We start from the raw sequence: 19,417 nt of genomic DNA, 5'->3' as shown, positions 1-19,417 counted from the left end.
TATGATGAACGCAATTAAATTAACTTTGCTAACGGCAGCGCTTGTTATTCGAGCCGCTGTTATGAAATAGCAAAATCAAGACTCAACACATGGAGATTCAACATGGCTTACTTTTCACTAGCCTTCGGTACGGCAACCAAAAACCGCGACAATAAAATCATTGAAGCGTTCTTCCCTAACCCACTTCTAAACCCAAGCGACGCTCTTGTTGCGGCTGTTGGTGAAGTTGCAGGTTACACTGAAGGCAACCAAGCTATCGAAATCTCTGCTGCACAAAGCGCAGAACTAGCGAAAGCATTCGCAGCAAACGACGATGCAGCAAACGCATCTTTCGCAGAAAAAGCAGCAACATCTGAGCAACCTCTTGTTCTTGTTGTTCTTGCGACTGACGAGAAGCCAGCATCAGTTGCTGAAGGCTTCCTTAAGCTGCAACTGATCTCTAACCGCCTAGTTCAACCACACGGTACGGTACTAGACGGTATCTTCGGTCTACTGCACAACATCGCATGGACTAACGAAGGCCCTATCGATCTTCCTGAGTTGGCTGATCGTCAAATCGAAGCTCGCCTAGCGGGTCGCGCTCTGTCTGTAGATTGCGTAGACAAGTTCCCTAAAATGGTAGATTACGTGGTACCAACAGGTATTCGTATTGCTGACACTTCTCGTGTTCGTCTTGGTGCACACGTAGGCGAAGGCACAACAGTAATGCACGAAGGTTTCATCAACTTCAATGCGGGTACTACTGGCGTAAGCATGGTTGAAGGTCGTATCTCTGCGGGTGTTGTTGTGGGTAACGGTTCAGACATCGGCGGCGGCGCTTCTATCATGGGTACTCTGTCGGGTGGCGGTACTATGGTTATCTCTATCGGCGAAAACTGCTTACTAGGCGCAAATGCGGGTCTTGGTTTCCCAATGGGCGACCGTTGTACGGTTGAGTCTGGCCTTTACGTGACTGCGGGTACTAAGGTTCGCATGCTAGATAAAGAAGGCAACGAAGTAGAAATCATTAAAGCTCGTGACCTTGCTGGCGTTTCTGACCTTCTGTTCCGTCGTAACTCGATTACTGGCCAAATTGAATGTCTAGCGAACAAGTCTGCTGTTGAGCTAAACAGCGAGCTACACAGCAACAACTAATCGTTAGATTCTAGAGTTCTATATAAATAGAAAGCCAAAAGCCGCAGGAGTTAAGTCCAGCGGCTTTTTTTGATTATAAATTCCTACTGGCATCTAATCTCAACTTTTCTTTTCAAGTGATCCATGTAAATCACCTTATCAGAGTATTTATTTTTAACTAACTTCAACTCACTATTGATATTAATTTTATATTTATTGAGTACTTCTGTCTGCAGAGTCAAACAAATCACTTCATCTTTATGTATACCTGTAATTTTAGTATATAGATTCTTCTGCTCTTGCATTGAGAGGATATCAAAAAAGTTATCGTCAGTTGTCTTCACGCTATCATTCGACAAGCATAAGTGCTTTGGCCAAGGCTTACCTAATGAATCAAAAAAAACTCTACCATTGTATCTTGAACGATAGAAATATACAGACTTACCACACTGGTTACATTCCATTAGAATCAATAGTGGTGAAAATACCTCTGCTTTATCTTTTTCAGGTTTACTCTCTATTGAGGATGGTTGATAACCCCGAGAACTAAAAGAGCTATTACGCCCTCTACCATAACCACAATTACAACTAGGTAAATGATTGTGAGCATTACACATTTACAACACGCCTTAAAGTAACTAAAAAAACTAGTAATAACTTATAATATAATCACTCATATAAAATTGAAATATAACACCTAAAAACTAACAAAAAAGCGCAGGCCAATTGGTCTGCGCTTTTTTGTTAGGGTCAATCTTAGTTCAGATTAACCCTGTTTTTGATTAACTCAATTAACCCACGTTCTTACGTGCGTTTTGGAACATACGCATCCAAGCGCCATTCTCACCCCAGCCTTCTGGAGACCAAGAGTTAGCAACCGTACGGAATACACGCTCTGGGTGAGGCATCATGATAGTCACGCGGCCATCTGTAGTCGTTAAACCAGTGATAGCGTTTGGCGAACCGTTCGGGTTATTCGGGTATTGCTGCGTTTGGTTACCGTTGTTATCAACGTAACGTAGAGCAACTGTACCTGAATTTTCAATCGCGTTTAGGTGGTCGTTATCACGTACTTCTACGCGGCCTTCACCATGAGAAACAGCGATTGGCATACGAGAGCCTTCCATGCCATTGAAGAATACAGAATCTGACTTCTGAACTTCAACGAGGCTGAAACGTGCTTCAAAACGCTCAGATTCGTTGCGAACGAAACGTGGCCAGTACTCAGCACCAGGGATTAGCTCGCGCAGGTTAGACAGCATCTGACAACCGTTACACACACCTAGAGAGAAGGTATCTTCACGCTTGAAGAAGTTTTCAAACTGGTCACGCGTAGAGTCGTTAAACAGAACCGACTTAGCCCAACCTTCACCAGCGCCTAGTACATCACCGTAAGAGAAACCACCACAAGCCACAAGGCCGTTGTACTCTTCTAGTACCGCTTGACCCGTTAGGATGTCGCTCATGTGAATATCAGTCGCTTCGAAGCCTGCGCGGTCAAATGCTGCTGCCATTTCAACGTGAGAGTTAACACCCTGCTCACGTAGAATCGCCATCTTAGGCTTAGCGCCCGTGTTGATGTAAGGAGCAGCAATGTCTTCGTTTACGTCAAAGCTTAGTTTCACGTTCAGACCTGGGTCTGAATTGTCTTTCTTCGCTTCGTGCTCTTGGTCTGCACAGATTGGGTTATCACGTAAACCTTGCATCTTGTGCGTAGTTTCAGCCCAGATAGTACGTAGTTCAGTACGGTTACGTTGGATTACAACGTCTGCGCCTGACTTAATCACTACTTCGTCTGATGCTTCAACAGAACCAATTACGTGTGAACACGCTTCTAGGCCGTTTGCAGCAAGTGTAGAAAGTACTGCGTCTAGGTCATCGTTACGAACTTGGATTACCGCACCTAGCTCTTCGTTAAATAGTGCAGCTAGTGTGTCTTCACCTAAAGCTTCAATGTTTGCATTAACACCACAGTGACCTGCGAATGCCATTTCTGCTAGCGTTACAAATAGACCGCCATCGCCTTTATCGTGGTAAGCCACAACTTGGTCATTAGCAACCAGTGCTTGAACGCCTTCATAGAAGCCTTTTAGTTGTGCTGCGTTGTCTACGTCAGCTGGCTTATCACCAAGCTGCTTGTAAACTTGTGCCAGTGCCGTAGCACCTAGACGGTTTTTACCGTTACCTAGGTCGATAAGTACTAAGCTTGAACCACCTTTGTCAGTGCGAAGTTGAGGCGTAATGGTTTTACGAACATCTTCAACACGAGCAAACGCAGTAATAACAAGAGATAGCGGAGACGTTACTTCTTTCTGCTCGCCGTTCTCTTCCCACTTAGTCTTCATCGACATTGAGTCTTTACCCACAGGGATAGTTAGACCCAGAGCCGGACATAGCTCTTCACCCACGGCTTTAACCGCTTCGTAAAGACCTGCATCTTCACCCGGGTGACCCGCTGGAGACATCCAGTTAGCCGACAGTTTAATGTGTTTGATATCGCCGATGTTGGTCGCTGCGATGTTAGTGATTGCTTCACCAACTGCTAGACGAGCTGACGCGCCAAAGTCTAGAAGTGCTACTGGCGTACGCTCACCAAGAGACATCGCCTCACCATGGTAAGAGTCGTAGCTTGCTGCTGTTACTGCGCAGTTTGCTACAGGAACCTGCCATGGGCCAACCATTTGGTCACGAGCTACAAGGCCTGTTACCGAGCGGTCACCGATGGTGATAAGGAATGTTTTCTCTGCCACTGTTGGTAGGCGAAGAATACGGTCAACCGCTTCGTTTAGTTCGATACCAGAACGGTCAATCGCAGGATTGTTTGCTTTTAGCGTCTTCGCGTCACGGTGCATCTTAGGCGTTTTACCTAATAGGATGTCCATCGGCATGTCGATTGGCGTATTGTCGAAGTGTGAATCTTCTAATTTAAGATCACGTTCTTCTGTTGCTTTACCAACAATCGCGAATGGAGCGCGTTCACGCTTACAAATCGCTTCAAATGTCGCTAAGTCTTTATCAGCAACCGCCATTACGTAACGCTCTTGAGATTCGTTACACCAGATCTCAAGTGGGCTCATGCCCGGCTCATCGTTTGGCACGTCACGTAAGTTAAAGATACCGCCACGCTCGCCATCGTCTACTAACTCAGGAAGAGCATTGGAGATGCCGCCCGCGCCCACATCGTGGATAAATGCGATTGGGTTCGCATCACCAAGCTGCCAACAACGGTCGATAACTTCCTGACAACGACGTTCCATTTCTGGGTTTTCACGTTGTACAGAAGCAAAATCTAAGTCTTCAGAAGAAGAACCAGAATCCATTGAAGATGCAGCACCGCCACCAAGGCCGATATTCATTGCTGGACCGCCAAGAACGATTAGGCTTGCGCCTACTGGGATCTCTTTCTTCTGAACATGATCATCACGAATGTTACCTAGACCACCAGCCAGCATGATTGGTTTGTGGTAACCACGTACTTCTTCACCTGCGTGAGAGTTTACTTTCTCTTCGTAAGTACGGAAGTAACCCAATAGGTTTGGACGACCAAATTCGTTGTTGAATGCTGCGCCACCAAGAGGACCTTCAAGCATGATATCCAAAGCAGTAACGATACGGCTTGGCTTACCAAAGTCTGTTTCCCAAGGTTGAACGAAGTTCGGAATTTTCAGGTTAGATACAGAGAAAGCAACCAGACCCGCTTTTGGCTTACCGCCAATACCTGTCGCGCCTTCATCGCGGATTTCACCGCCTGAACCTGTCGATGCGCCCGGCCATGGAGAGATTGCCGTTGGGTGGTTGTGCGTTTCAACTTTCATCAAGATGTGTGTTTTTTCTTGGTGGTAGTTGTACTGGCGAGTTTCTGGATCTGGGAAGAAACGACCCACTTCAGAACCTGTCATTACCGCTGCGTTATCTTTATAAGCAGACAGAACGTGCTCTGGTGTCGTTTCAAAGGTGTTCTTAATCATCTTGAACAATGATTTTTCTTGCTTAACGCCATCGATAGTCCAATCAGCGTTAAAGATCTTGTGACGACAGTGCTCTGAGTTCGCTTGTGCAAACATCATTAGCTCGATGTCAGTCGGGTTACGACCTAGCTTCTCAGTGAAGCTTTCAAGAAGGTAATCAATTTCGTCTTCTGCAAGTGCTAGACCTAGGGTAACGTTTGCTTTTTCAAGCGCTTTACGTCCACCAGTTAGTAGGTCAACTTCCGCATAAGGAGCAGGCTCAGCAACAGTGAACAGTGCCGCCGCTGATTCGAAGTCAGTGAAAACCACTTCCATCATACGGTCGTGCAGAATGGCTTTCAGCTCAACAAGTTGAAGCTCAGAAAGTTCAGAAGAGGTTTCAATGTAGAAAGCAGTACCGCGCTCTAGACGTGACACTTTAGCCAGTCCACAGTTGTGTGCGATATCTGTTGATTTTGAAGACCAAGGCGAGATAGTGCCCGGGCGTGGCGTTGCAAGCAGCAGTAAACCTTCAGGTTCATGCTCTTCAATCGTTGGACCGTAAGTCAGTAGCTTTTCTAGCTTCTCAACTTCAGACTCATCTAGGTCTGCCGTTAGATCAGCAAAGTGGGCAAACTCAGCGTAAATACCTGTTACAGGTAAGCTTAATTCACGACAAAGCTCTAAAAGCTTGTTAACACGAAACTCAGATAGAGCTGGGGAGCCACGCAAAATTCTCATGTGCTTAGGTCTCTTATGCAGTTGATTAAGGTAGTATTGGAATAAATTCAGTGGGTTATAGGAACAACCTAACTGTTTTCTTCGAAGCTATTCCCGAAGGTTGCCAAACCTATGCCGATTCCACCTCTTCAATGCGAGCGCATTATAAAGCATTTCTTTTTGTGACGTAACACCAAAAGCAACCGTTTGCGTGATTTTTTTTATCTTTATGCGTAAATGGTACTTTTGCTGCATTTATCAGCACTTTTACAACTGTTTAAATAAACCTGCTTTGCCAGCCTTGCGGGGTTTGGTATAAAGGGGCTTCCACTTTTCGAGATTTCATTTTGATGCCTAAATTTACGCTCATCTTTTCGTCTAAGTTCCTTCTGCTTGCCATTGCCCTAGTTGGGTTGGCTGGATGCCAGATTGAGTCAGAACCTAAAAGTGTCCTTGAGCAGATACGAGAGCGAGGCGTTCTTCGCGTCGGCACCCTAAATAACCAACTCTCTTATTACATTGGTCCCGATGGCCCTGCTGGTTTGGATTACGAATTAGCGCGTGAATTTGCGCAGGAGCTTGGTGTAAAGCTTGAGGTTAAACCCGCTTACCGTTTGTCTGGCCTCTTTCCAGCCTTAAAGAAAGGCGAAATCGATCTTATCGCAACCGGCTTAACGCAAAACAATAAACTGACACGCGCTTATCGTGCCGCACCTGCTTATTACTATGTAAGCCAACAGGTCGTATACAAAAAAGGCCAGTGGCGACCAAGAAATCTTCAACAACTGATCAAGTTCGAGAATAAGCGTCAAGCTGATTTCGTAAAAGCACAAACTGAATCAGAAGAAACGGCATCTACCGAAACATTGACGCCATCTTTGGTGGTAGTGAAGGACTCACATTTTGAGCCAACACTAAAACAGATCCAGAACAAGCACGATGACTTTATCTACGATGCAATAGGTAATGCTGACATCAATGACCTGCTAAAAGAAGTGTCGACTGGTGAACGCTTGTTTACTGTTGCGGACTCGATTGAGCTGTCACTCGCACAACGTTTATACCCAGACGTAGCCTTAGCTTTTGAACTGACAGAAGATCAACCTATCTCTTGGTATTTACAGAAATCTGAAGATGAAAGCCTTTATGCATTACTGATTGAGTTCTTTGGTAACCTAAAACAGTCTGGTGAACTGGCTTCACTGGAAGAAAAATACATCGGCCATATCGGCACTTTTGATTACGTTGATACTCGTGCATTTATCCGTGCATTGGATAGCAAGCTGCCAAAATGGTCGCCACTATTTCAGAAATATTCTCAAGAATTTGACTGGCGCTTGATTGCCGCTTTAGCATACCAAGAGTCACACTGGAATCCGGTTGCACGCTCTCCAACCGGTGTTCGAGGCATGATGATGCTGACACTGCCTACCGCGAAGAGCGTTGGTGTAACCAATCGTCTCGACCCGAAACAGTCGGTACAAGGCGGTGTTGAATATTTACGTCGTATCGTGAATCGAGTGCCCGACTCAATCACTCAGCATGAAAAGATCTGGTTTGCGCTTGCCTCATATAACGTAGGTTATGGGCACATGATGGATGCTCGTCGCTTAACCAAAGCACAAGGCGGTGATCCTGATGCTTGGGGTGATGTGAAAGACAGGCTTCCTCTGCTAAGACAGAAGAAGTACTACAGCAAAACTCGTTACGGGTATGCGCGTGGTGATGAAGCAAGGAATTACGTTGAGAACATTCGCCGTTATTATCAGAGCATTATTGGCCATGTAAATAAGCGTAATAAAGAGGAAGAAGCGAGCCTTGAAGGTTTGGTCGTTATCCCACCTCTAGAGGTATCAGATGCTGAATCAACAATCAGTGAAACTGAATCCGCAGTGAACGACGCTGAGTCTTCCAAATAAAAGAAAAAGAGCAATGCCATTTAGCATTGCTCTTTTTTATTGCATCACGATAAATGACCAAAACAAACAAAACGCCTGCGATATCCAGTGTGTCATATTGCAGTAACAATCGAACTTTATAACGTCACACCATAAGCGACATAATGCTCTGTTGCATTCAGCTCTTAGCCATCACGATAGTGGTTCAGAAAGCCAACGCTAAGTTCGTGGCAGAGCTTATAAACAAATAACCACTATAATTAAAACTGAAGTCATACTTACAAAGCCAGACGACAAATAGGAAATCGTTGAAATGATGAAGAACAAACTGAAATCGAAACGCCTTGATAAGACCGTTGCTGCCAACCGTCGTAAGCGTATGCTTTCAAATAATAAGAAGAAGATCATTTGGCGCAACCGTGCTTTCATGCAGATGATTGCTGAGTAAAAGTAATGACCAACTAAGTTTGCTTGGCACTCTTATGATTGAGAGTGCCGAAAGCTCGCTGCTATTTTTTGTTACAGACCTTGTTCTTGTTACTGACCTTATTATTGTTACTTGCCTTATCGGATTCTAAACGCTGCTCTTCCTGCAAACGCTCAAGCTTTCGCTTCTCTTTGATCTCTTTTCTACGGCGCTTAAAAAACGCCTGTAATTGTTCACGACACTCTTCCTCTAACAAACCATGCTCAACATCGGCATAGTGGTATGAGGCTTGGCTTTCAAAGAGATTCAATACCGTACCCGCTGCACCCGCTTTTAAGTCTGGAGCACCAAACACAATGCGCTTTACTCGGCTGTGTAATAAGGCACCAGCGCACATTGGGCACGGTTCTAAGGTGACATACAAGGTGGTATCAAGTAAGCGATAGTTTTCCAAGGCTTGACCTGCTTTACGCAAGGTTTCGATTTCTGCATGTGCGGTTGCATCGTGGCAGCCAATCGAGCGGTTCCATCCTTCAGAGATAACCTCCCCATCTTTCACTAGAACAGCACCAACGGGAACCTCTCCCTCTTTTTCTGCTTGCTTAGCTACCTCGATGGCGCGTCGCATGAAGATTTCATCTTGAGGGCTGAATTGATGGTCTGACAAAGGGAGCTCCAGAAAACAAAGGATAAAAACGAAAATAGGTATGCGGTGAAGCATACCTAATCTTCGTGATAATGAACAATAAAGAGATAAGAGGCAATGAACAATCGCCGCTTACTGATTAGGCGGATCGCTAGCTATTGGCGCCTTCTATGTCATCGGCTATTTGCGTCGCTTTGATACTCACAATGCGATTGTTCTCAACAGAGATAACTTCAAACTGCCACTGCTGGTATTGAACAACTTCACCTGCATCAGGTAAGCGCCCTATTAACCAAGTCACTAGGCCATTCAACGTTTGGAAGCTCTCGCTTTCCCCCTCAAAATCCGACAGCTCTAAGCGGTTTTTCAGTTCACTGATAGGAATCAATCCATCCACCAGCAATCCATCTTCCACTTGCTCTGTCCACAGGTCTTTCGGGTTATTTGATAGTTCGCCCGCAATCGCCTCTAGGATATCGTAATGAGTCACAAGGCCTTGAACATCGCCATATTCATCAACAATGAATGCCATCTCTGTACCCGACTCTTTAAAATAGCCAAGCAGACGTAAAGCCTTCATCGATTCTGGAACATAGATCGGAGAGCGAGATAGCCCCATGATCACTTGAATATTTAAATTGCCCGCCTGATTCAATAAGGCTTTGGCTGACACCGTACCGACCACTTTATTTAGGTGGTCTTGGCACAATGGAAACACACTATGCTTTGAACTGCGCAGCTTTTTAAATATCTGCTCAACCGGTTGGCTAATATCCAGAAAGTCGACGTCTCGACGTGGCGTCATCAACGAGCTCACCAAACGGTCATCAAGCTGTAAGATATTGCGAATCATCTCTTGCTCGCCACGTTCAATCACACCAGATTCCGAGCCTTCTTTCACGAGTGCATGAATATCATCTTCCGTCACACTGTCTTCTTCGCCACCACGTCCCATTAACTTGAGAATACCTTCCGTAGAAGCAGACAACGCAAACACAAACGGCGTCGCAATTTTAGATAACCAGAAGATAGGCAGCGCGACTAGCACAGCAATGTTTTCAGCTTGAGATTGAGATTGAGCAAAACGTTTTGGTACTAGCTCACCTACAACAATCGCGAAGTAAGTAATACCCACAACGACTACCGTGGTAGACAGGATATTCGCTTGTGTTGGATCGAGTCCCCACAGTTCAAGTTGAACGGCCAGTGGAGCAGAAAGCGTCGCCTCACCCACAATACCGCTGAGTAGGCCGATTACCGTAATACCGATTTGAATGGTTGAAAGGAAGCGGGTTGGATTTTCTTTGAGCTCAAGAGCAACCTGAGCGGAGCGATGTTTTTCGGCTAAGCGTTTCAGCCGACTATTCTTTGCTGCTACCAGTGCAATCTCTGACATGGCAAACAGACCATTTAAAACAATTAACCCTACTAAAAGCAGAATCTTCATGTGGCTTGGATTTCCTAAATTTACCGGCCAACAATTAGCCGTAATCCGGAGTATAAGCTGAGTGCCTTTATTTTGAATATAAAAAGTTTGGGATATAGAAAGTTTGGGATATAAAAAGTCTTGGCTATAAAAATCTTGGATAAAAAAAACAGAAAAAAATAGCAAAAAAAAACCCGCACATTTCGGTGCGGGCTTCGATGATTTTATCTTACTAACTTTTGCTTCTATTACTTATCTTACATTGTGTAAGTGTAAGGAGCTTGGATACCTAGCGGGATACCAAGAGCCCAGTAACCTAGCAAGAAGATAGACCAACCGATTAGCATAGCAATCGAGAATGGCATCATTAGAGAAGCTAGAGTACCGATACCTGTCGACTTAACGTAACGTTGACAGTAAACAACAACCAGTGGGAAGAACACCATCAGTGGAGAGATGATGTTAGACACTGAATCGCCTACACGGTAAGCCGCTTGAGATAGCTCAGGAGAGATACCCACAACCATTAACATAGGAACTAAGATAGGACCAATAAGAGCCCACTTAGCTGAAGCTGAACCTACAAGAAGGTTAACTGAAGCCGTTAGTAGAATCATACCAACAACCGTTGCTTCACCAGGAAGATCCATTGCTTTCAAGCCTTCAGCACCGTAAAGCGCCAGCATAGTACCGATGTTTGATTGAGCAAATGCTGATAGGAACTGAGCACAGAAGAACGACATTACAATGTATGCGCCCATCGTTGCCATCGTCTCAGACATTGCTTTGATAACATCATTACTATTCTTGAAGGTACCCGCTACACGGCCGTAGACGATACCCGGAATAATAAACAGGATGAAGATCAGAGGAACGATAGACTTCATTACTGGTGCTGAGAACGCCGTTAGTTCGCCTTCTGGTGAACGAAGTGCTGAGTTTTCAGGCATTAGAGCCGCGATAAGCAGACCAATACCAGCAACCATTGCCCAACCAGCGAATTTGAATGCTTTAGATTCAATGGCTGTAAACGTACCTAGATCAGGTGCTTGTTCTGCATCTTCATCGACAGGCGTATTAGCAAGACGAGGCTCGATGATTTTCTCTGTAACGTACCAACCAATTGCCACAATTAGAATTGAAGACAAACCAGTGAAGAAGATGTTCGCTAGAGGGTTGATCACGTATGCAGGGTCAAGAACGTTTGCCGCTGTTTGAGTGAAACCTGCGAGTAGCGGATCAATACCTGAAGGAATGAAGTTCGCTGAGAAACCACCGGATACACCAGCAAACGCTGCTGCAATACCCGCTAGAGGGTGACGACCCGCTGCGTGGAAGATGATACCGCCAAGAGGGATTACTAGAACGTAACCTGCATCTGCTGCTGTGTGAGACACGATAGCAACAAGAATTAGCATTGGCGTTAGCAACTTAGCTGGCGTGAAGTTAAGCATCTTCTTAAGGCCAGTCGTAATGAAGCCTGAAGAGTCAGCAACGCCAACACCTAGCATAGCAACAAGTACGATGCCTAGCGGTGCGAAGCCTGTGAACGTGGTAACCATATTCGCTAGGAAGCTAGCAAGCGCTTCACCAGTAAGTAGGTTGTTTACTTCAAGAGCAGCACCCGTTTGAGGGTTGATTAAGTCGAATGAAAGATTCGATAAAAGTGCAGATGCTACCCATACAATAACTAGAGCCCAGAAGAACAGAATTGCTGGGTCTGGAATTTTGTTGCCGGCGCGTTCAATGAAGTTTAGAAAGCGGTCCATACCACTGATCTTCTCAGTCGATGGTGCTTTTTTTACGGCTTGGTTACTCATTGTAACTCCATATGTGATGTTGTTTGTTTAGGCCTAATATAAGTTTTGACCATGGCCTATTGGTACAGCACATATTCTATTAAAGTCGCTGTTAAAAAGCACAAGGTTCCACATCATTTTCCATAAATGGAGACATATTTTGCAAAAATACTGTACAACAGCAACAATATAAAAACACAAAAAACACCATTCCATATACAGAGTTTTAACTGGCACGTAAACAATGTCCGAGGAGTGAAAACTACCAGTAAAGGAGAAGCGTAGGGCTTGGCATGCAGTAAACGTTTGCTTAATAGATCAATCAAACTCACTGTATTTGGAGAGCATAGTTTCGAGGTGAATACTTTGCGCACGGTTCATGCGATCTCGCCATGCAACAGTCACCGTAATGTTTTTCAAAGCGTGAGACAAGGCACCACTGGCATTTGTCACCTCACAGCTCATCGTATACCCAGAGCCCGACAAACCAGATAAAGGATCCGAACTTGTCGCATTGCGACAGTAGTCCGCTTGATTGAGATCCGTAAAAAGGATTAACCCTACAGCTCCCCCCACATCCGATACACGAGTTCGATAATACTCCATCTGCCTTTCAGCAAAGTGAAGCGCTTCTACACTGTGCAGCGCGTAATCCGATTTTTGTTCTGCATAGACCTGTAGCTTAACCAACCCTAACGAAGCAACACCGATGAGCAGAAAAGAGATAAGTACCTCTATCAAGCTGAAACCTCGTTGTTTATAAGTCATTCCATGATCCCTTTTTCCATTTGGCTTTCAAAGGAACACTATGGGGGTTGTATTCGCCTGTGTAATCTAAGTTAATCGAACCTTGAATTGTCGATAGCCCGCCAACTGAATCAAAGAACATCCCTCCCTTGGGGAAAAAAGAAGCAAATCCAATATAAACCGAATTGCTCTGCACTAAGCCGGCGATAGGTATCGTATTTGGAACTTTGGCCCATAAGCCGCTCAATAGGTCCGTATCAACATCAGGAGAGGCTGGTTCGTCGTATATGCTCATATCATTTAGGTGATAAAAGGAACCATCAAACACACTTGCATTACCGTTCGCAACGATGCCATCTTGAATCACCAATGAACGTGGCGTAATAACACCGGGGATAGGTTCTACCACATTAATTGCAGGATGATAGACCACACAGTCACCTATCACCCATACCTTATCTTTACCACTTGCAAAGGCATTATTAATCGCTTGACTACATTTATTGCCTTGATACTTTCCATTGACCAAATCAGTATGCTTGGGCGGAGATACCGTTCGGTCCATAAGGTCAATCACATGGTAATCACGCTTAAGCTGATCAATATTTTCTGGCGTTTTAGGTACCCCAAAATAATTGGAGAACGTATCGATGGCTGGGTCAAATTTGAAATCTGATTGAAAAGCATTTGAAGGCAATGACCCAACTGAATCAATGGTTGCATTGCGGTTAATATCGGTTGTCGGTTGGCAAGACTCAAAGGTAGGAAAAGGAGGGAGACCGCCCGTAGGTGTGATTGTCTTTAAACGCCCGCCGCCTTGGTTTTTATAGATCACACTATCTAAGAACCGAACAGACACACATTCGTTAATACCACCGACCGCAGTAAGACTAATATCTGGGGTAATATCGATATTGTGATCAGAAATAAACTCCAAACTCGAATTGGTTTGCATCGCCCCTAGCCCCGACGAATTGTTAAAACTTATCTCTTTGTTTAAAGACAAATAGTGAGTACTCGACGCTAGTATATTCGACGTTAGATTGTCTGATTTCAACGTAAGGACTTTCGACTGCTGACAATAGTTCATTAAGTCATTAGGGATAGCCGTAAGGTCATTTTCTGCAATGTGAGTAAAACCACACTCTAACCCAGCCTCAGCGAGCCAATGAGCTTTACGTACTTGTACTTCATTCTGCGCCACCTTAATTTGATGAAAAACACTGCGATAAGTACCCAAAGTAACAATTAGAGCACTCAATACTAAAACTGAGGTCATTAGTAACGTAGCCACTCCAACTTGCGGCTTTACTGAGGTCATTGCCAATTCCTTTGCTTAACGGTTATAGCGACGCTCTTGGAAATCCCAGCACTTGGGATTGACGCAATAATATTCACATCAGTGAGCGTGGTGCTCACCCCATTTTTGCTCAACACGTGCGAGGATATTGATAAATCATCGACGGAAATAATACTATCGTCGAAAAGTGAGTAGCATAAAGAAACTTGATCGTGAGATAGAATTCCTACAGGAGTAAGGACGCCCTTTTCACAAATTTTCAATCGAGTCCCCTCCTTTTTGTACACGATATTCCTATAATTTTTGCCGTCAGTTGATCCCTCTTTGAAATAGACGAACCCCACCTCAACACCAGCGCTAACATTAATCGTGTTAACGGCACCTGATAACTTAAGGGATTCACCATTTGAGCCATCGTAGCCTGCTCGTTGAATATCTTCTTTCATTATCTGAATGGTGCTGGTTAGGTTTTGCAGCAGTAATAATTCAATGCCTTTATCTTGAGCAATTCTGTGCCCCGTTATAAAAACGCTGCCGATAATCGAAATCGCGAACACACCAATAACTGAAGCAACCATCAATTCAATGAGTGATGCGCCCTTTTGCTTCCGCAAGCTTCTGGTTCGAGGCTTAACAAGCATAATAGCCATACTGAGCACTCAACTCGCCGCAAACCTTAATTCGTCCCGGTGGGCTGGATAATTTAATCAAAAGCCGGTCGCTTGAAGCTCTTTTAGGAGACAAGTAAATCGTACCTCTAGCAGGTCTTCCTCTGACACTTTCAAAGCTGACTTTTGCACCGGTGTAGTTATGAGAAAGCGATAAATCTCGAAACGCTTCTCCCGACAACATCAGCAATGTATCGCCAGACAGGTCTTCCGTAGGTTTCAACCATATGGTCCACTCCCCTGTCGATTGCTCTTCATTTTTAGCCATCGAGAAATGTACCCAGAGTTTTTGATTTCTTTTCACAGACTCAGACTTTGCCTGTACTAAGAAACCATTCAACTCCCCAGCAAGGCGCTGGATCTTGACTGTTTGGGTGACTGAACTAAAACTCGGAGCAGCCGTCGCTACCAATATCGACAGTATCGACACCGTTATTAACAGCTCTAATAAAGTAAACCCGCGAGTCATTTCCCAAATTCCTATGTAATCAGGTGCGTAATAATATTTAATCTTGCACCGATGCTACCACCCGAGAAAAATGGACAGGGTTATGAAAGGAAACTACTCGTGAAGATTCGAATAAAAAGATGTAACAACAACAATTTAAGTATGAAAGGAATGACACTGATCGAATTATTGATCGCTGTTGCCATTGTAGGAGTACTCAGTGCAATAGCTTATCCAAGCTACACAAGCCATGTTTTAAAATCGCATCGAATGACAGCGATAGGAGATATGGCAAAAATTCAACTTGAACTTGAGAGTGCTTACGCCGGAAATTATGCCACGGCTGCTGGAAACATAGTTTCTGGAGGGACGTGCTCGTTTTGCGATACCGATACAAGCAGGTACACACTAACAATTTCGGCTAGCAGTACCTCATACTCCATTCAAGCAGAACCACGCGCACCACAGACAAATGATGACTGCTTAGACTCACCGACTGATATTCTGGAGTTACATCACTCAGGTGTTTCAGAGCCTCAAGCGTGTTGGAAGTAATGTAGAAATCAGGAGCCGCGTAAAATCTGAAGCCAAAGGTATAACATCACTTTGAAAACACTATCTTCAGACACAAAAAAACCTGCTACATGAGCAGGTTTTATTTTTTATTAGTAACTTAAGCTACCAAATCACTGAACTGATTACTTAGTTAGGTCATCAAAGAAGTTTTTCACGCCGCTGAAGAAACCTTCAGATTTTGGCTTGTGCTTGCTTGCAGCTTCACCACAACATGTTTCTTCAAATTCGCGCAGTAGTTCTTTTTGACGAGAGCTTAGCTTAACCGGTGTTTCAACCACTAGTTTAACGATTAGGTCACCCACACCGCCGCCACGAACGCCTTTCACGCCTTTGCCACGCATACGGAACATACGGCCCGTTTGTGTCTCTTCTGGCACTTTAAGGTTTACACGGCCATCGAGTGTTGGAACTTCAACTTCACCACCTAAAGCAGCCATAGAGAAGCTTACTGGCACTTCGCAGTAAAGGTTGTTGCCGTCACGCTCAAAGATATTGTGCTCTTTTACGTGTACTTGTACGTACAAGTCGCCAGCTGGAGCGCCGTGCTCCCCTGCTTCGCCTTCGCCAGATAGACGAATGCGATCACCTGTATCAACACCTGCTGGGATCTTAACGTTAAGCGTTTTCGTCTTCTGTTTGCGACCTTGACCATGACATGAGTTACATGGATCTTTGATGATCTTGCCTTTACCATTACAAGTAGGACAAGTCTGTTGAACCGCAAAGAAACCTTGGCGCATTTGTACCTGACCGTGGCCATGACAAGTACCACACGTTTGTGCAGAAGAACCCGCTTTCGCGCCGCTACCATCACAAATGTCACATTCAACAAGTGTTGGTACTTCAATCTCTTTAGATACACCACGAACGGCTTCTTCTAGAGAAAGCTCCATGTTGTAACGCAAATCAGAACCACGTTGTGCACGCGCTTGACCACCACCACGACGACCGCCGCCGAAGATATCGCCAAATACGTCACCGAAGATATCGCCGAAGTCACCTTGGCCACCGCCGCCGTAACCGCCGCCACCCATGCCACCTTGTTCAAAAGCTGCGTGGCCGTATTGGTCGTAAGCTGCTTTCTTTTGAGCATCGGTTAGGATCTCGTACGCTACTTTTACTTCTTTAAATTTGTCTGCTGCGCTGTCATCACCCTGGTTACGGTCTGGGTGGAATTTCATCGCTAAGCGTTTGTACGCTTTTTTAATATCGCGCTCTGATGCATCGCGGCTTACGCCTAATACTTCGTAAAAATCACGTTTTGACATGTTCTAGGTCACCAAAATAATTGCTACTGCCGAATGATCACTTCAGCAGTCTGTGTATCAATCTAGATAAAAGTTCTGTCGGCTGAAACGCCGAATAAAGCTATTATCTAGATCGACAAGTCTAAATACAAATTTACGGGCGTGAGAGTTACCTCTGACGCCCGCAATAATAAGTCTTTGAGACAAATTTCTAAGCAGATAGCTTGAGCTCTAGGAGGAAGCGCGGAGCCTACGTTAGTAGGTAAGCACTTCCGACAACGAAATCAGGCTACTCTGCAACGAAATTATTTCTTGTCTTCTTTAACTTCTTCGAACTCAGCGTCTACCACATCGTCGTCTTGCTTAGGTTGTTCACCAGCGTCAGCACCAGCTTGTTCAGCTTGAGCTTTCTGTTGAGCAATTTCCATTAGCTTTTGAGCTGCTTGCATAAGTTCTTGAACTTTAGCGTCGATAGCTTCTTTGTCGTCACCAGACTTAACTGATTCTAGAGCTTCGATAGCTGCTTCGATTTTAGCTTTCTCGTCTGCAGGTAGAGCTTCACCAGCTTCTTCTACTTGCTTCTTAGTGCCGTGAATCATTTGGTCAGCTTGGTTACGTGCAGTTACTAGCTCTTCGAACTTCTTGTCAGCTTCTTTGTTAGCTTCTGCTTCTTGAACCATTGCTTCGATCTCTTCCTCAGACAAACCGCCTGATGCTTGGATAGTGATCTTCTGCTCTTTACCTGTCGCTTTATCTTTAGCAGATACGTTCAGGATACCATCAGCATCTAGGTCGAATGTTACTTCAACTTGTGGCATGCCACGTGGTGCTGGTTGGATACCTTCTAGGTTGAACTGACCAAGAGACTTGTTGTAAGTCGCTTGCTTACGCTCACCTTGAAGAACGTGGATAGTTACTGCGCTTTGGTTGTCTTCAGCTGTAGAGAACACTTGATCCGCTTTAGTAGGGATAGTTGTGTTTTTCTCGATAAGCTTAGTCATTACGCCGCCCATCGTTTCGATACCGAAAGATAGAGGAGTAACGTCTAGAAGAAGAACGTCTTTAACTTCACCAGCTAGTACACCACCTTGAACAGCAGCACCCATTGCAACAGCTTCGTCAGGGTTCACGTCTTTACGTGGCTCTTTACCGAAGAATTCAGTTACTTTAGCTTGAACCATAGGCATACGAGTCTGACCACCTACTAGGATAACGTCAGTGATTTCGCCTACAGATAGGTCAGCATCTGCTAGAGCAACTTTTAGTGGCTCAAGAGAACGTTGAACTAGGTCTTCAACTAGAGACTCAAGCTTCGCGCGAGTCACTTTGATGTTCATGTGCTTAGGACCAGTCGCATCTGCAGTAACGTAAGGTAGGTTTACGTCAGTTTGAGTAGTAGAAGAAAGCTCGATTTTCGCTTTTTCTGCTGCTTCTTTAACACGCTGCATTGCTAGTGGATCAGCTTTAAGGTCGATACCTTGCTCTTTCTTGAACTCATCTACTAGGTAGTTGATCATGCGGTTATCGAAATCTTCACCACCAAGGTGAGTATCACCGTTAGTTGAAAGAACTTCGAAAGTCTTCTCGCCTTCTACTTCATCGATTTCGATGATAGAGATATCGAATGTACCACCACCAAGGTCGTATACAGCGATAGTGCGATCACCACCTTGCTTGTCTAGACCGTAAGCCAGAGCAGCAGCAGTAGGTTCGTTGATGATACGTTTAACATCTAGACCAGCGATACGGCCAGCATCTTTCGTTGCTTGACGTTGAGCATCGTTGAAGTAAGCAGGAACAGTTACTACTGCGCCAGTTACTTCTTCGCCTAGGAAGTCTTCAGCTGTTTTCTTCATTTTCTTAAGAACTTCAGCAGATACTTGAGGAGCAGCCATCTTTTGGCCTTGCGCTTCAACCCATGCATCACCGTTATCAGCTTTAACAATGTTAAAAGGCATGATTTCGATATCGCGTTGAACTTCTTCATCTTCAAAACGACGACCGATTAGACGCTTAATCGCGTATAGCGTGTTTTGAGGATTAGTAACAGCTTGACGTTTCGCAGGTTGACCAACTAGCGTCTCGCCTTCAGTGTATGCGATTACCGATGCTGTTGTGCGTTCGCCTTCAGCATTTTCTAATACGCGTGGTTTGTCACCGTCAAGAACAGCAACACAAGAGTTAGTAGTACCTAAATCAATACCAATGATTCGACCCATCAGGCTTTCTCCGAATAAATTCTATTTAGTTTTTTGCTATACCCACTATGTGGGGGGTAGTAATCAGGGATTCAACCCTAATACACAAATTTAAGTGCAAATGTAATTTGCTTTCGTATGCACCATAGATAAGGGCTCACGAATCCTTTTCAAGGGGGATACTGGATTTTTTCACATTTATTTTGATAAAAGGAATGGTTAGACACGAATACATATCATTACCTTCACATAAGCCC

General features: G+C 44.7%; 15 protein-coding genes. 4 read left to right on the top strand and 11 right to left on the bottom strand.

The genetic code is table 11. The features are described 5' to 3' along the window. Positions 1 to 102: 102 nt before the first annotated feature. Positions 103 to 1,134, top strand: a complete 1,032-nt coding sequence (dapD, locus tag OCV30_RS03640; RefSeq protein ID WP_065678531.1) for a 2,3,4,5-tetrahydropyridine-2,6-dicarboxylate N-succinyltransferase — start codon at positions 103 to 105, stop codon at positions 1,132 to 1,134. Positions 1,135 to 1,217: 83 nt separating this feature from the next. On the opposite strand, the gene OCV30_RS03635 is transcribed toward dapD, so the two are convergent. Continuing rightward, entirely contained in the window at positions 1,218 to 1,730 is a 513-nt protein-coding gene (locus tag OCV30_RS03635; protein WP_065678530.1) for a hypothetical protein, read from the bottom strand. Between the two features lie 174 nt (positions 1,731 to 1,904). After that, complete coding sequence (gene purL / locus OCV30_RS03630) at positions 1,905 to 5,801, bottom strand: phosphoribosylformylglycinamidine synthase (protein WP_065678529.1); 3,897 nt, start codon at positions 5,799 to 5,801, stop codon at positions 1,905 to 1,907. 329 nt (positions 5,802 to 6,130) lie between these two features. On the opposite strand from purL, the gene mltF reads away from it, so the two are divergent. Together mltF and OCV30_RS03620 are read left to right on the top strand one after the other, a co-directional pair. After that, entirely contained in the window at positions 6,131 to 7,699 is a 1,569-nt protein-coding gene (gene mltF, locus OCV30_RS03625; RefSeq protein ID WP_065678528.1) for a membrane-bound lytic murein transglycosylase MltF, read from the top strand. Positions 7,700 to 7,991: 292 nt separating this feature from the next. Then, a complete protein-coding gene (locus OCV30_RS03620) occupies positions 7,992 to 8,126 on the top strand; it encodes a hypothetical protein (RefSeq protein ID WP_010438952.1) in 135 nt (44 codons plus the stop codon). A gap of 61 nt (positions 8,127 to 8,187) precedes the next feature. On the opposite strand, the gene tadA is transcribed toward OCV30_RS03620, so the two are convergent. The 7 genes from tadA to OCV30_RS03585 all read right to left on the bottom strand — a co-directional run bounded on the left by tadA (position 8,188) and on the right by OCV30_RS03585 (position 15,160). Further along, entirely contained in the window at positions 8,188 to 8,826 is a 639-nt protein-coding gene (gene tadA / locus OCV30_RS03615) for a tRNA adenosine(34) deaminase TadA (RefSeq protein WP_065678527.1), read from the bottom strand. A 76-nt stretch (positions 8,827 to 8,902) separates the two neighbouring features. Further along, complete coding sequence (locus OCV30_RS03610; RefSeq protein ID WP_065678526.1) at positions 8,903 to 10,198, bottom strand: hemolysin family protein; 1,296 nt, start codon at positions 10,196 to 10,198, stop codon at positions 8,903 to 8,905. A 236-nt stretch (positions 10,199 to 10,434) separates the two neighbouring features. Then, on the bottom strand, positions 10,435 to 11,997 hold the full coding sequence (locus OCV30_RS03605; protein ID WP_012603342.1) for an AbgT family transporter: 1,563 nt from the start codon (positions 11,995 to 11,997) through the stop codon (positions 10,435 to 10,437). Positions 11,998 to 12,294: 297 nt separating this feature from the next. Beyond that, positions 12,295 to 12,744 (bottom strand): type IV pilus modification PilV family protein, encoded by a 450-nt coding sequence (locus tag OCV30_RS03600; protein ID WP_065678525.1) that lies wholly within the window; start codon positions 12,742 to 12,744, stop codon positions 12,295 to 12,297. After that, on the bottom strand, positions 12,734 to 14,044 hold the full coding sequence (locus OCV30_RS03595) for a hypothetical protein (protein ID WP_065678524.1): 1,311 nt from the start codon (positions 14,042 to 14,044) through the stop codon (positions 12,734 to 12,736). The genes OCV30_RS03600 and OCV30_RS03595 overlap by 11 nt, the downstream gene beginning before the upstream one ends. Next, positions 14,041 to 14,673, bottom strand: coding sequence for a PilW family protein (locus OCV30_RS03590; protein ID WP_065678523.1), 633 nt, complete (start codon positions 14,671 to 14,673; stop codon positions 14,041 to 14,043). The genes OCV30_RS03595 and OCV30_RS03590 overlap by 4 nt, the downstream gene beginning before the upstream one ends. Continuing rightward, positions 14,654 to 15,160 carry a GspH/FimT family pseudopilin gene (locus tag OCV30_RS03585; RefSeq protein ID WP_065678522.1) on the bottom strand — a complete coding sequence of 169 codons (507 nt, stop codon included), beginning with the start codon at positions 15,158 to 15,160 and terminating at the stop codon, positions 14,654 to 14,656. Before OCV30_RS03585 ends, OCV30_RS03590 begins: the two co-directional genes overlap by 20 nt. Positions 15,161 to 15,211: 51 nt before the next feature. On the opposite strand from OCV30_RS03585, the gene OCV30_RS03580 reads away from it, so the two are divergent. Further along, the gene (locus tag OCV30_RS03580; protein WP_065678521.1) at positions 15,212 to 15,694 is read left to right on the top strand and encodes a type IV pilin protein; all 483 of its coding nucleotides are present in this window, start codon (positions 15,212 to 15,214) and stop codon (positions 15,692 to 15,694) included. A 143-nt stretch (positions 15,695 to 15,837) separates the two neighbouring features. Here OCV30_RS03580 and dnaJ read toward each other — a convergent pair whose 3' ends face one another. Further along, on the bottom strand, positions 15,838 to 16,983 hold the full coding sequence (gene dnaJ, locus OCV30_RS03575) for a molecular chaperone DnaJ (RefSeq protein ID WP_009848332.1): 1,146 nt from the start codon (positions 16,981 to 16,983) through the stop codon (positions 15,838 to 15,840). Between the two features lie 284 nt (positions 16,984 to 17,267). Continuing rightward, the gene (dnaK, locus tag OCV30_RS03570) at positions 17,268 to 19,181 is read right to left on the bottom strand and encodes a molecular chaperone DnaK (protein ID WP_009848331.1); all 1,914 of its coding nucleotides are present in this window, start codon (positions 19,179 to 19,181) and stop codon (positions 17,268 to 17,270) included. Positions 19,182 to 19,417: the final 236 nt, after the last annotated feature.

The sequence above is a fragment of the Vibrio atlanticus genome (assembly GCF_024347315.1).
GTDB classification, from domain to species: domain Bacteria; phylum Pseudomonadota; class Gammaproteobacteria; order Enterobacterales; family Vibrionaceae; genus Vibrio; species Vibrio atlanticus.
This window is presented reverse-complemented; position numbering and strand designations above follow the sequence as displayed.